The sequence below is a fragment of the Chryseobacterium sp. FP211-J200 genome, assembly GCF_001643375.1.
Taxonomy (GTDB): Bacteria; Bacteroidota; Bacteroidia; order Flavobacteriales; family Weeksellaceae; genus Epilithonimonas; species Epilithonimonas ginsengisoli.
Genome location: NZ_LSHB01000032.1, coordinates 12,003 through 24,797 on the forward strand (window position 1 = coordinate 12,003; position 12,795 = coordinate 24,797).

At 37.0% G+C, this 12,795-nt stretch carries 13 protein-coding genes; 5 read left to right on the forward strand and 8 right to left on the reverse strand.

The window, feature by feature from the left end; genetic code table 11:
• Positions 1-83: 83 nt before the first annotated feature.
• The 3 genes from AXA65_RS11110 (at position 84) to AXA65_RS11120 (ending at position 2,648) form a co-directional block, all read left to right on the forward strand.
• The gene (locus AXA65_RS11110; RefSeq protein WP_063970175.1) at positions 84-890 is read left to right on the forward strand and encodes a hypothetical protein; all 807 of its coding nucleotides are present in this window, start codon (positions 84-86) and stop codon (positions 888-890) included.
• 339 nt (positions 891-1,229) lie between these two features.
• The gene (locus tag AXA65_RS11115) at positions 1,230-1,748 is read left to right on the forward strand and encodes a hypothetical protein (RefSeq protein WP_228391672.1); all 519 of its coding nucleotides are present in this window, start codon (positions 1,230-1,232) and stop codon (positions 1,746-1,748) included.
• A 48-nt stretch (positions 1,749-1,796) separates the two neighbouring features.
• On the forward strand, positions 1,797-2,648 hold the full coding sequence (locus AXA65_RS11120) for a YoaK family protein (protein ID WP_063970176.1): 852 nt from the start codon (positions 1,797-1,799) through the stop codon (positions 2,646-2,648).
• A gap of 110 nt (positions 2,649-2,758) precedes the next feature.
• Here AXA65_RS11120 and trxB read toward each other — a convergent pair whose 3' ends face one another.
• The 4 genes from trxB to holA form a co-directional block, all read right to left on the reverse strand.
• On the reverse strand, positions 2,759-3,727 hold the full coding sequence (trxB, locus tag AXA65_RS11125) for a thioredoxin-disulfide reductase (RefSeq protein WP_063970177.1): 969 nt from the start codon (positions 3,725-3,727) through the stop codon (positions 2,759-2,761).
• 189 nt (positions 3,728-3,916) lie between these two features.
• Positions 3,917-4,102, reverse strand: coding sequence for a hypothetical protein (locus tag AXA65_RS19770; protein ID WP_131797805.1), 186 nt, complete (start codon positions 4,100-4,102; stop codon positions 3,917-3,919).
• A gap of 35 nt (positions 4,103-4,137) precedes the next feature.
• Positions 4,138-4,611, reverse strand: a complete 474-nt coding sequence (locus AXA65_RS11130) for a hypothetical protein (protein WP_086048178.1) — start codon at positions 4,609-4,611, stop codon at positions 4,138-4,140.
• 27 nt (positions 4,612-4,638) lie between these two features.
• The gene (holA, locus tag AXA65_RS11135) at positions 4,639-5,676 is read right to left on the reverse strand and encodes a DNA polymerase III subunit delta (protein WP_063970178.1); all 1,038 of its coding nucleotides are present in this window, start codon (positions 5,674-5,676) and stop codon (positions 4,639-4,641) included.
• A gap of 8 nt (positions 5,677-5,684) precedes the next feature.
• Here holA and AXA65_RS11140 point away from each other — a divergent pair, with 8 nt between their 5' ends.
• Positions 5,685-6,119 carry a type I restriction enzyme HsdR N-terminal domain-containing protein gene (locus AXA65_RS11140; RefSeq protein ID WP_063970179.1) on the forward strand — a complete coding sequence of 145 codons (435 nt, stop codon included), beginning with the start codon at positions 5,685-5,687 and terminating at the stop codon, positions 6,117-6,119.
• A 76-nt stretch (positions 6,120-6,195) separates the two neighbouring features.
• Entirely contained in the window at positions 6,196-8,682 is a 2,487-nt protein-coding gene (locus AXA65_RS11145) for a hypothetical protein (RefSeq protein ID WP_063970180.1), read from the forward strand.
• A 204-nt stretch (positions 8,683-8,886) separates the two neighbouring features.
• On the opposite strand, the gene AXA65_RS11155 is transcribed toward AXA65_RS11145, so the two are convergent.
• Genes AXA65_RS11155 through AXA65_RS11170 form a run of 4 tightly spaced genes read right to left on the reverse strand, consistent with a single transcriptional unit; the run spans position 8,887 to position 12,784 of the window.
• Positions 8,887-9,894: a VWA domain-containing protein gene (locus AXA65_RS11155; RefSeq protein ID WP_063970182.1), complete on the reverse strand. Its 1,008-nt coding sequence runs from the start codon at positions 9,892-9,894 to the stop codon at positions 8,887-8,889.
• Positions 9,895-9,898: 4 nt separating this feature from the next.
• Positions 9,899-10,888 (reverse strand): vWA domain-containing protein, encoded by a 990-nt coding sequence (locus tag AXA65_RS11160; RefSeq protein ID WP_086048179.1) that lies wholly within the window; start codon positions 10,886-10,888, stop codon positions 9,899-9,901.
• Between the two features lie 50 nt (positions 10,889-10,938).
• Positions 10,939-11,886, reverse strand: a complete 948-nt coding sequence (locus AXA65_RS11165) for a BatD family protein (protein WP_063970184.1) — start codon at positions 11,884-11,886, stop codon at positions 10,939-10,941.
• 37 nt (positions 11,887-11,923) lie between these two features.
• Positions 11,924-12,784, reverse strand: a complete 861-nt coding sequence (locus AXA65_RS11170) for a DUF58 domain-containing protein (RefSeq protein ID WP_063970185.1) — start codon at positions 12,782-12,784, stop codon at positions 11,924-11,926.
• Positions 12,785-12,795: the final 11 nt, after the last annotated feature.

Sequence of the window (12,795 nt, forward strand, 5' to 3'; positions counted from 1 at the left end):
AATACAAAAGCAATCTGAGAAGGTTGCTTTTTTTGTATCTTTAGAATACGTTTTAAAATGTTTTTTTTAAATTTAAAGAGAGTGTGCTAAAAAATTTTTCACTAACGGTTTTTACATTTTTATTAGTTTCTTGTTCTGGAGATATAGAAAGTTATAAGCTATTAAAATATTCGGATTCAAATAAAAAATATCAAATAGATGTAATTGAGCGTGAATACAATGAAAATGACTCTTTAGTATTTGAGAAAAAAAATCTAACAATATTTGATTCGAAGAATAGAATAATCAATATTAACAATTCACAATTCTACTTTTACAACATTCATAACAAGCTTACTGATGAAAAATCAATTTATCGTCGCGGATGGAAAACAAATATTCTTAGACATACTTATATCTACGACAAAGACGGAAAATTAAGATTTGAAACCTTTCAGATTAATTCTCAAATTGATACTACTGGAATATACAAATACAATAATTTCAATCAATTAATTGAAATTAAGAATCCAAATTTAATCAAGAAGTTTAGCTATCAAGAAAAAAAAATATCAGAAGAAATCGAAATAATAGATGATGAAATTTCTAAAAAATCAATTTTCACCTATGATTTGAAGGATAATAAAATTATTGACAATTGGATTTGCAATGTTTCTCAAAAAATGAAAACTTATTTCAAATACAATTCTAAAAATAAATTAATAAGCAAAAGAGACAGTTGCATTACAGTTTTTGGAAATCCAAATGAATTCGTTGAATATTTAGATCAATATTTCTACGATAAGAATGATTCTATAATAGAGAAAAAAATGTTTGGTAGAGTATTAAGTGAAAAGGAATTTAAAATTCGTTCTAAAACAAGATACTTATATAAAAAAACAGTTTTTTGATCTATCATTCAATTCAGTTATTTTTACCAGCATTTCTATTTTTCTTTACCTAATAAACTGACTTTAAGAATTTTCGTACAATCTTTTTCTTTTCTGAAACCGCAGCCCGACTTGAACGGAGCTCATTTTTTGCGGCTGGAAAAGCATAGGCAAAAATAGCGGGAGTGGAAGGCGGAAAAGCTGCCCTAATTTTAAAATTCTTCGAGAACCTCAGGATGACAACCTCGATATTCTCTTCTCAAAATGAAATTCTAATCTCATTTTAATCTCTCTAATTACATTTTAATTTGGTTCCAAAGACTTTCTAATTTGGTGCGTATAGTTTTGTAGTATCAAAAAATGACAACTCACAAAAATTATAAAGTTATGACCAAAACCATTTTAATAGCGACAGACTTTTCACTGGAATCTTTGGACATCTTGAAAAAAGTGTTGAAGAAGAAGCACGAACAACACGACGAGAACAAATATAACATTCTCTTCGTTTCGGGTTACGATATGGGCGATTCTATAAGAGATCTCCTGTTCACCACAAAAGGTACGATCCTAAATAAAATAAGACCTCAGGAATTTTGTGATGCCTACAGCATTATCAATAACAAATATCCGAACCTGATCAACAAGATCACGTGCGACATCTTTACGGGAAGTTTCCAAAGGGCGTTCAACAATTACATAGATGCGGTCAATGTGGATGAAGCCTACTACTCGACCACGAAGAGCAGGAATCTAAGCAAAAGCCAGTTCGATATCAAAGCTTACCTGAAGAAAAACAAACACCTGGAAGCACAGGAAGTGGTAACAGAAACCACAGAGTTCTTGCCTGAAAAAGGAAGGCTAGCAGAGGTTTTCTTGTAAGACCAAATGATGAAAACATTAGAATTAATTATTAAAAAGTAAAGTAAAATGTTAAGAAATTATAGTAACAGCAGAACGTTGGGAGACAACATCAGACTGGGGACGCTGACTGCTTTCACAGCAGGGACTATAAATATAGCATCTCTATTGATATTTCTCTCTTTTACGTCCAACGTCACAGGACATTACGCCATCTTTGCGGCAGAGATAAGCCAGGGAAACTGGTCTCAGGTAGCAGTTGTGGGTGGATGGATCTTCTTATTCTTCTTCGGGGGATTTGTAGCGAATATGAGTGTGATCAACCTTAATAAAAAGAGTAAATATTTTGCACACTCACTTCCGATCTTCCTAGAGATATTGTGCCTTTTGGCAGTTGGGATCTATGGTCAGTTCTTTTACGAAAAGACTTTGGGAGAGACAGAAGCTTTGGTAGCATTGATGTTGTTCGCCACAGGACTTCAAAATGGATTGACAGCGAGCATCTCCAACTTCTCGGTTAAAACCACCCACCTTACAGGAACGACTACCGATTTGGGGATTTTGGCTTCGATGTTTACGCAGAAAAAATTCAGAAAGAATCCGGAATTGATTGCGAGAGCAAAATTATTGATGAGCATCATGGCCGCATATGTTTTGGGCGCGATCTTCTCAGGATTAACTTATTACAGCTTGGAGTTCCGAGTATTCTATGTGATCAGTGTTTGTCTTTTGGTGGTGATCGGATATGATTTTTACAAGATCAACCTTCGGCATTTCCAGACAGAATACAGATATTACAGAATCTTTCATAAACCGACTTTGATCGCATATCTATATTATAAAATCCACAATAAGGAGGATAAGAGAACAACAAGTCAATCAATTAGACAAAATACCAAACTTGCTTTCAGCAAGGACTAAAAAGATAAAAAACACTCCATATATATTAGTTTTTGTAATAGTTCTTTTCTAAAGAAATACACCGAGATATTCTCGGTGTATTTTGATTTTATGATATATAATGAATATTCTTATTGCTCTACCCAAGTGTGGTTTTCACCAGCTAATTCTCCTAGGTATTTTTCCGCATCCATTGCTGCCATACAACCGCTTCCTGCAGCTGTGATCGCTTGTCTGTAATGATGATCCTGAACATCGCCTGCTGCGAAAACGCCCGGAAGATTGGTTCTTGCCGATTTTCCTTCGGTAATAATGTATTCATTCTCATCCAGATCGATCTGTCCTTTGAAGATACCTGTATTCGGTTTGTGACCAATCGCGATGAAAATCCCGTGAACATCGATTGTTGAAACTTCGTCTGTCAAATTATTCACCACTTTCGCTCTTTCTACCAAGAAGTTTTCACCTTCTATCCCGATGAGTTCGTGGTTGTATTTCACTTCGATGTTCGGTGTATTCAAAACTCTGTCAACCATAACCTTGGAAGCACGGAAATGGTCTTTTCTTACCAATAAAGTAACTTTTTTACAGATATTTGCAAGGTAAGTCGCCTCTTCCGCAGCCGTATCTCCAGCACCAACTACCACCACATCTTTTCCTCTGTAGAAAAATCCGTCGCAAGTAGCACAAGCAGAAACACCTCCGCCAGAATATTTTTTCTCATCTGCCAATCCAAGATATTTAGCAGCAGCTCCAGTAGAAATGATCACACTTTTTGCAAAGATCTCACGAGAACCTGTACTCAATTTGTGGATCCCACCTCTTACTTTGGAAAACTCCACTTTTGTGATCATCTCATAATGTACTTTGGTATCGAAACGTTCTGCCTGTTTTTGAAGATGAAGCATCATTTCCGGTCCAGTGATCCCATCCGGATAACCTGGGAAATTCTCAACTTCTGTAGTGGTCGTGAGTTGCCCTCCTGGTTCCAATCCTGTAAATAATTCGGGTTTCAGACTTGCTCTGGCTGCGTAGATCGCCGCTGTAAAACCAGCAGGCCCAGAACCTATGATGACACAATCTAAAATATTGTTTTCCATTTTTATAATTAAATTATTTTATTCTTTTAAGGCTAATTGATAATCGATTTCTCAGCCGATTTATAAGTTTCCAAATATAAATCTTTATGTGAAAAAGCGAGTACAAATTTCGGGAATTAATTATTCAAAACCTATCTAAACTGTCGATTTGAGAGATTGACCAAACGCGTAAATGGAAAAATAAATGAATTACTGATGATTAAAAACAAAAGCCAAAATGATCAGGACAATGTCAATCCCGACAATGATCCAAACCAATTTGAGGTCTGGTTCTGCAAAACTTGCAATGAACTGTTTTATTTTGAGCGATAATATACTATTCAGATTCGTATTTGGATCTTTGAAGTTGACATCATCCATTTTAATTTTTTTCAAAACAAATTTGATGATCTCTTCTGTAATTTCGGTGTTTAAGAATCATTGTTGATCGTATCCAGCAGCTTTACTTTTACGACACTCCAATCTGTAATATTTTTCAGGAAGTCTGGCTGTTTTTGGAGGATCTTATCGATATAAAGATCAATTTTTGGTTCAATGAAATCAGCAATTTTATACTTCCAAACATTATAAACGGCAGAAGCAATCGCGTTTTTGTTTGCCAGAACAATAAAAAGAACAGGCGCTAAAATTCCGACAGTTAAAAGTAAAGCGGTCCAAAATTCAACTACAAAAAGTAAAATAAATCCCATCACAGCGCCCAAGATCCCTGCGTGCGCTGACGCTGGAAATCCGCCCCCAGTATTGTCGCCCAGCAAAATAATGGCGATCACAAGATCCACAATCATTATGACTGCGCCAATTAACGTGACTTTGATCCAAGCCAATGATGCTTTTCCGCTGATCTTCGCGAAAATTTTGATGTTACCGAGTAATTCTTCTTTCATCTGTGTATCATGTTTTTATTAATAGTTTTAAACTTTCACTTTGAGCTCGTCAACTTTTATAATTTTGTAAACCAACTCTTTGTATATCTCATCATCTTCCATTTGACGAACGCCTAGACCTTTGGATTTCAGATCCATTTCGCGAAGGATCGAAATGACACGAGTCGCATGTTTCAAAGGATAAAATCTTGCGGCTTCTGTATAATCTTTGATTGCATAAGGATTGACACCCATCGTGGAAGCCATGGTTTGCGGTGATTGACCGGATAAAGTATGGTATATGATGATGTTCGAAAAGAAATTGTACAACGCTCCGAAAGCCATCTGCACGGGATTCGATTTTTTGTTCTTTCCCATGTAATAAGCAATGCTGAAAGCCTTTGCTTGATCCTTGGTCGCCAACGCTTTTTGAAGTTCGAAGATGTTGAAATCCTTACTGATCCCGATATGTTCTTCGATAATTTTGCCGTCCAGAACAGCACCGTCCTTCAAAACGATTTTCAGCTTATTGAGCTCGTTGGCAATTCTGGAAAGGTCATTCCCAAGATATTCTGCCAAAAGGTGGCTGATGTTGGGTGCAGATTTGATTCCCATCACGCTCATTTCCCCTTGGATCCAGGTTGGAAGTTGATAATCCTTCATCTTCTCACTCGTGAAGAGCATTCCTGATTTGGTTAAAGTCTTCGTGACTTTTTTCCTCGCATCCAGTTTCTTAAGCTTGTGTGCAAAAACCAAGATCGTGGACGGAACAGGATTTTCGAGATACTTTTCCAAGGCTTTGGATTCATCATCATTCAGTTTCATATCCTGCGCTTCCTTTACGATGATGAGCTGTTTGTCACCCATCATTGGATATTGTCTGGCTAATGACAGAACTTCCAAATAATTGGTATCTCTTCCGTAAGCAACCGTTTGGTTGAAAGCCTTCTCGTCCTCTTCCAAAACATCGTGCTCAAAATGCTTGACAGCGAGGTCTATGTAGAAAGACTCGTCGCCGTGAAGAAAATAAACCGGTAATAGTTCTTTATTTTTAATATTTTTGAGGATAATATCTATTTCTTTCATCTTAACGTATGCAGGTTCCGAAACTTAATTTTGAAAATGACTTTGATCTGCAGATCAAACAAGACAAAGATACATTTTTTATCTATGATCTGGCAAGGAAGATGTGGCTTGTACTGACGCCGGAAGAGTGGGTAAGACAGCATTGGCTGCATTATTTCCACATCGTGAAAAAGAAAAATCTGTCCTCATTGATTCTTGAACAAAAGCTGGAACTGAACGGCACGACAAAGCGGATCGACCTGCTGGTCACAGAAAAAACCAAGCCTAAGATCCTAATCGAATGTAAGGCTCCGAACATCGCTTTGAAAGAAATTCATTTTGAGCAGATCGCACGTTACAATAGCTTAATAGGTGCACAGCAGATCATCATTAGCAATGGTTTACATCATATTTTCGCAGAACTTACAGAAACGGGATATCAATTTCGTAAAGCAATGGATTGATCAATAACTACAGTTTTACGGGATTGGAATAAGTATTGATTATTAGAAATTTAAACATAATTCTAATTTGTTGAGAATGAGTGAAAAAACTACCAAGCCATCTAAACTAAAAAAAATACTGACCATCACCGGAATTTCTATTCTGGTTTTGTTACTGATTTTTCCATTTGCGCTGGATGCTTATCTGAAGCGTAAACTACCTGACCTCATCAACGATAAAACACCGTACCATCTGACTTTGGATCAATTCAATCTGAGTCTGTTTTCCGGTAATTTGAATGCAGAGAATCTTGTCATCAATAATAAAGATCAAAAAGATTCCACAGTTACACAGATCAATGGAACGGTCAAAGAACTGAAAATTGAGGATTTCAGTATTTGGAAAGCGATTTTTAATAAGACTTACAAGGCTAAAGATGTGGTTTTGACCGACCCAAATATCACCGTAGTTTTCGCTCCGAAAAAAGACAAAACCAATCAGAAAAAGAAGAAAATAGATGTTGCTCTGGAAAATATCATTGTTTCAAATGGTAATGTTAAGATTCAGAATCATAAAGGGAAAATATTGTTCAATGGACAAAACGTCAACATCAAGCTGACAAACATCAAACAAAGTGACGACACATCTAAAATTCCTCTGGCCTTCGAAGAGTTCAAAATTGATGCGCAAAATGTTGTCGTAACCGCAAATGAATTCTATGAATACAATGCTAAAAAAATTTCGGCAAAGAATAAAACGCTCACCATTCTTGGTTTTCATCTCAATCCAATTCAGAATGCGAAGAATTACAATGCCAAGAATATTTTCGATTTTTCTGCGGATGAACTGACTGCGACGAACTTTTTGGTAAATCAAGATTCCTTGATCGTAGACCAAATTGATTTTGTGAAACCAGATCTGAAAGTGACTTCCACAGGAAAAAAAACAGTAGAAAAGAAAGTTGAGAAAGAAAAAGAAATGAATTTGAAAATCGGGTTGAAGAACATCAGTTTCAATCAAGGGAAAATATTGGTTTTGCAATCTAATCTTCAGAAAACGGCTTCGATCGACAACTTTAATTTTAAACTGAGCAATATTGTTTTTGACAAGAATACGGTGAAGGAAAAAATACCGTTCAGGTTTACCAATCATAATATTGAAGCAGAAAATATCTATTTGAAAACAGACGATCTGCAAGCTTTGAAAATTGGGAAAATCAAGTCAGAAAATCAAGACATTACCATTGACAATTTTGAGATGATCCCGTTGGGGAAAAGTAGTCATAAAGATGTTCTTGACATTAAAACCGATAAAATATTGATCACGAACAATCAATCGAAATACATTGGTCAACAACTGAATTTGAATTTTGTCGGAATCGATGTGGTGAATCCTAAAATCAAAATCTTCTCAGCGAGACATAAAGCTCAAGCCAAAAAGAACACTTCATCAACACCGGATTTCAAAGCTTTGATTGGAAAATTGAATATCAGCAATGGAACTTTCAAACAAATTTCGGAAGGAAAAGAAAAATTGTCTGTGGGGAAATTTGACATCAATCTTAATGAATTAAAATCTGATAAAAACATTGCAAAAGAAGACCTGCCTTTCACGATAAAAAACCATCTGATCACCGCAAAAACCGTCAATCTGGATGCAGGAAAACATTACAGATTGAAATTGGCTTCACTGAAAAACACAGGCAAACAAACCGATTTGCAGAATCTGGAATTCCTGCCAAAATATTCAAGAACGGCCTTTAGCAAAGTGATCGCTGTAGAAGAAGACCTTTATACTATTAAGACAAAACATATCACAATCACCGATAAAGATTCTAAAATAGGGAAAAACACGATCATCAATCTTGATAAAATTATCATTGATCAATTGGATTGTAACATCTACCACGACCTTGCGCCACCGGATGATCACGCTGTCAGATATTTGTTTGCAAAGAAATTGAGAGATGTGAAATTTCCTCTTTTCGTGAATCAAATTCAGATCAAAAACTCGGCTTTGACCTACGAGGAAAATGCTGAAAACGCCAACAAACCAGGAAAACTGACGTTTGATGACTTCAATGCGACCATTAGAAATGTGAACAATACGAAGATCAAAGGCTTGCCGACGATGATCACTGTGGATTCTGACTTCAAATTCTATGGAACCGCGCCTACGAACGTTAGCTGGAAGTTTGATGTGAAAGACATGGAAGACAAATTCACGATTGTTGGAAATATCCAAAAACTATCTGCGGACAATGTGAATCTATTCGTAAGACCTTATCTGAACGTAACATTGGATGGGAAAATCGATTATATTAAATTTGATTACTATGGTTCTAGCGCTGGAATCGCTGGGAAATTCTACTTCAAATACAAAGATATGTACGTGAATTTCATCAATAAAAAGAATGGAAAAGACCGCAAGGTCTTGAGTACGGTTGCCAATTGGTTTGTAAGAAATGAATCGACCGGAGAACCCGACCATGTGAACATCGAAAAGCAACGTGATCCGGAGAGGAGTTTCTTCAATATGCTGTGGCAGGGCATTATGGAAGGTTTGAAGAAGTATGTTATTTGATAGTCAAAGGAATAAATCTTTTGCTGGATATAAATCTTTTATAAGAGACCTTGGACAAAACGTCTGCTACGCGAAGCTGCAGCCCGGCTTGAACGGAGCTCTTTTTGTCATTGCGATTACTGAAAGTTCAACTGTTATGGTTTCACTTCGTTCGCAATGGCAAAAAAGCGGGAGTGGAAGACGGATCAAGCTGCCCAAATATCATTAAAGATTAAAATCCTTCTTGGGATTGAAGAGATAGATCAAAAAGAAAAACAGAACAGAAACTGCCAGGAAATATTGGTAGTAATGAACCGAAGATTGGGAACTGATCATTGTGGAACTGGAACCCGTAGACTTTTGTAATTCTGTTGTCAGATGGTTGATGGCTTCGTCCAGATTGTTGCCATTGAAATAACTTCCGCCCGTTGAGGATGCGATATTGGTGAGCGCTTTTGTCTGTAATTTGGAAACGACCGTTTCGCCGTAGATATCGGATTTATAACCCATCAATTGGCCGTAGTAATACTCTGGGATTGGCGCGCCTTCTTCTGTTCCCACACCAATTGTCGTAATTCTGATACCTTGTTTTTTTGCCAAGCTAATGGCTTCTTCCTCATGACCTTCATTGTCCTCGCCATCACTTATCAGGACGACGTTCTTCGAACCTTTGTTGATATTTTTAAATTTCTGTGAAGCTACTTCCATCGCTTTCAGGAAATCGGTGCCTTGATTTTGGACAACACTGGTTTCGATTCCGGAAAGGTAAGTTTCCGCTGCCGAATAATCACTGGACAAAGGCATCACAGAATAGGCGTCGCCTGCAAAAACCACAATCCCTACTCTATCATTGGTCATCTTCTGTAAAGAATTAATAATAATATTCTTAGCTTCGTCCAATCGGCTTGGCTGGATGTCTTGCGCATTCATCGAGTTGGAAACGTCCAAAACAAAAATTGTATTGCTGACATTTTGAGTCACACTGATCTCTTCTTTTCCGCCAAGTAAATCGATGATGGCGAAAATTAAAAACAGAAATCCAAACAGATAAAGGATCGGGAAAAGTTTGGCGAACCAAGATGTTTTTTCAAAAAGCGTTTCTTGAAATCGGTCGTCTGCAAAAACATTTCTTCTCTTGCTTTTCCATTTGATATAATGAATGATAAAGTAGCCGATGACAGGCAACAAAAGAAGCAACAACAGATACCAGTAATTTCCTAAAGACCAACTCATCAGCTTAATTCAAAATTTTAAAAATGACCCAACGGAACAATGCATCCAACAACAAAAATCCTAACGCGATCCAAAGGAAGACCCTGAAATATTCTTCATAATTATACAGTTTTGAAGTTTTGACATCTGACCTTTCCAGCTGGTTGATCTCGTCATAAACGGTTTGAAGGCTGTTGTTATCCGTCGCACGGAAGTATTTTCCGCCCGTTAATTGTGAAATGTCCATCAAGGTATTTTCATCAATTTCTGTTTTTTGTTCTGTGAAAACAATGTCTCCAAAAATATTGGTTCCAGTTGGGAAAGCCGCAAATCCATTACTCCCAATCCCCACTGTATAAACTTTGATGCCGTTATTCTTTGCCAATTCTGCAGCGATCTGCGGCGGCATGGCATTGATGATCGTATTCACACCATCAGTCATCAGAATGATGATCTTGCTCTTTGCTTTGCTATTTTTCAAGTGATTGACCGCAACCGATAGACCTTCGCCAATCGCAGTTCCTGGCTGTAATTCCAAAGGATTTAATTGATTAAGTTCATCCACAACTACTTGATGGTCGGTCGTTAAAGGAACTTTGGTGTAAGCTTCTCCTGAGTAGGCCACCAAACCAATTCTGTCATTTTCTCTTTTGTTAACGAAATCAACAGCGATTTTCTTCAATGCCTCCAACCTGTCCGGGTCTAGATCTTTTGCCAACATACTGAGTGAAACGTCCACAGAAAGCATGATATCAATTCCTTTGGATTCATCTCGGTCTTGTGAAATGGTGTAAGTTCTTGGTCGTGCCAAAGCAATGATGAGAGCTGTGAGAATAAAATATTTCGAAACCTTCAGAAAAGTCATTACCAAAGAGATGTTTCCGCTTGGTCTCATATTTTGAACTGAAGGCACAGCAATTCCCCGACTCTTCTTTTTGCCCGCATCCAAGATGAACAATGGAATGAACAAAATAAAAAGCAATAAAAACCAGGGACTGTAAAATTCGAAATTCACGGGTTGATTATAATTGATAAATGATGATTGATAAATGATTTAATGAAAGCCTACTTATTTTTATTTCTAAAATTTTCTTGTTCTCCGCTATTCAAAGTTCTTAGATTTTCTGCTTCCACGTCTTTTGTTGAACGTTTTACAAAGTCTCTGATCTCAGAAAAATCCTTAGACATAATTTCCTGATTCGGAATTGTTTTCGCAAACTTCACGAGATCGCCACGCAAGAAGATATCTTCCACGATTTTTTCGTTTTCCTGAGAAATAGCGTTGGTCGATTTCATATAAGTGATGAGATCATCTGTCAGCAAAACATCTGCAGGAATCTGATATTGTTTTGTAATGAAAGCCCTGGAAATCTCGATCAACTCAACATAAAAAGCACGGAAATTCTCGTCTTCGATGTAATTTTTCTTTCTAAGTTTTTCCAGGTCCTTCAAAGTTTGATTGGTTGTAACGGCTGGGCTGCTTTTGCGTTTTCTCCCATACTTTACAATGCCGATGATCAAAACAATGATGGCAATGATAAGCAATGCCAGAAGAACATAGAATTTATAAAGTTCCCAATAATCTTTGACATCCAAACGAACCTCCTTGTTCTTCATAATGTCATTGATCTGGTCGCCTTTTTTGGCTGTATTGATGACCTCCACTTCATAAGGAATGGTCTTCAGGATTTTATCTCCGACTTTAACCTCGATTTCCGGAATTGTGAATTTCCCTTCCTGGAAAACCGCAAATTTCACCGACCTCAAATAAATATCTTTTTGAATTGCAATACTGTCATTCACCATTTCAAAATGAAAAGGCAATAACTCATTTCTCGCTGCGATCTGCACATCTTTTCCATTCAAATCCAAAATCTGAATCTTAAAAACCGCCACTTCACCCAACGCCAACGTCGTCTTATCAAGATTGGATGATAAGGTTTGAGAAAATCCTAAAAATGATGAGAGGATAAAAAAGAAAAAATATAATTGATATGATTTGAATCTTTGCATTTGCAATTTCTAACTTCTAATAACTAACTTCTAAAATCTATTTCTTAAAATATTGATACAAAAACTTGCTGTAATCATCCGAGGTTTTAATATCTAAAAAATGGGCCGATGAATTCTCGAATTCTTCTTTGGTCTGGCGCATTTTGCGTTTTTGTTGTTCTGCAAAATCGTACCGCCATCTTGCGCTGGAAGTGTTTGCCCAAACTTGCTGACCCGTTTCTGCATCACGAAAAAGCGCATAACCGATGTCCGGGATCTCCATATCTTTTTCGTCAAAAACGCGAAGTCCCAAAAGCTGATGTTTTCTTGCAGTTACATTTAGGATTTTTTGGTCAAATTCATCTTCGAAATCCGAAAACAAAAAAACTAAAGATTTTCTTTTGAAAACGCTCATCATATAATTGAAAGCCACATCCAGATTGGATTTTGCAGGAACATAATCTGCCGACAAAATATTGCTGATGATTGACAAAACATGTTTTCTACCTTTCTGCGGCGGCACTACTTTCAAAACTTTGTCAGCGTAGAGGATCAATCCGATTTTGTCATTGTTTCCTGCGGCCGAAAATCCGAGAGATGCGCAGATTTCAGCAACATATTCTCTTTTTAGTTGCGTTCTCGTTCCGTAATCCATTGACGCAGAAACATCTACAACAAGCATCATTGTAAGTTCTCGCTCTTCTTCCATCACTTTTACGAATGGCTCGCGGAAACGTGCTGTTTTGTTCCAGTCCATTCTTCGGGTGTCGTCACCAAATTGATATTGACGAATCTCAGAAAATGTCATTCCCTGACCTTTGAATGCACTGTGATATTGTCCCATAAGCGATGCTTCCGTCTTCTTGCGAGTCCGGATCTCTATCTGCTTTACTTTTTTGACAATGTCTTTTATCTGCATTTTTTAGTTTC

Bases quoted from the DNA above. Each gene is read 5' to 3' on its own strand.
- AXA65_RS11170 (WP_063970185.1), bottom strand. From the start codon at position 12,784: ATGCAGATAAAAGACATTGTCAAAAAAGTAAAGCAGATAGAGATCCGG.
- AXA65_RS11165 (WP_063970184.1), bottom strand. From the start codon at position 11,886: ATGCAAAGATTCAAATCATATCAATTATATTTTTTCTTTTTTATCCTC.
- AXA65_RS11155 (WP_063970182.1), bottom strand. From the start codon at position 9,894: ATGAGTTGGTCTTTAGGAAATTACTGGTATCTGTTGTTGCTTCTTTTG.
- AXA65_RS11145 (WP_063970180.1), top strand. From the start codon at position 6,196: ATGAGTGAAAAAACTACCAAGCCATCTAAACTAAAAAAAATACTGACC.
- AXA65_RS11140 (WP_063970179.1), top strand. From the start codon at position 5,685: ATGCAGGTTCCGAAACTTAATTTTGAAAATGACTTTGATCTGCAGATC.
- AXA65_RS11115 (WP_228391672.1), top strand. From the start codon at position 1,230: ATGACAACTCACAAAAATTATAAAGTTATGACCAAAACCATTTTAATA.
- trxB (WP_063970177.1), bottom strand. From the start codon at position 3,727: ATGGAAAACAATATTTTAGATTGTGTCATCATAGGTTCTGGGCCTGCT.
- holA (WP_063970178.1), bottom strand. From the start codon at position 5,676: ATGAAAGAAATAGATATTATCCTCAAAAATATTAAAAATAAAGAACTA.
- AXA65_RS11130 (WP_086048178.1), bottom strand. From the start codon at position 4,611: ATGAAAGAAGAATTACTCGGTAACATCAAAATTTTCGCGAAGATCAGC.
- AXA65_RS11120 (WP_063970176.1), top strand. From the start codon at position 1,797: ATGTTAAGAAATTATAGTAACAGCAGAACGTTGGGAGACAACATCAGA.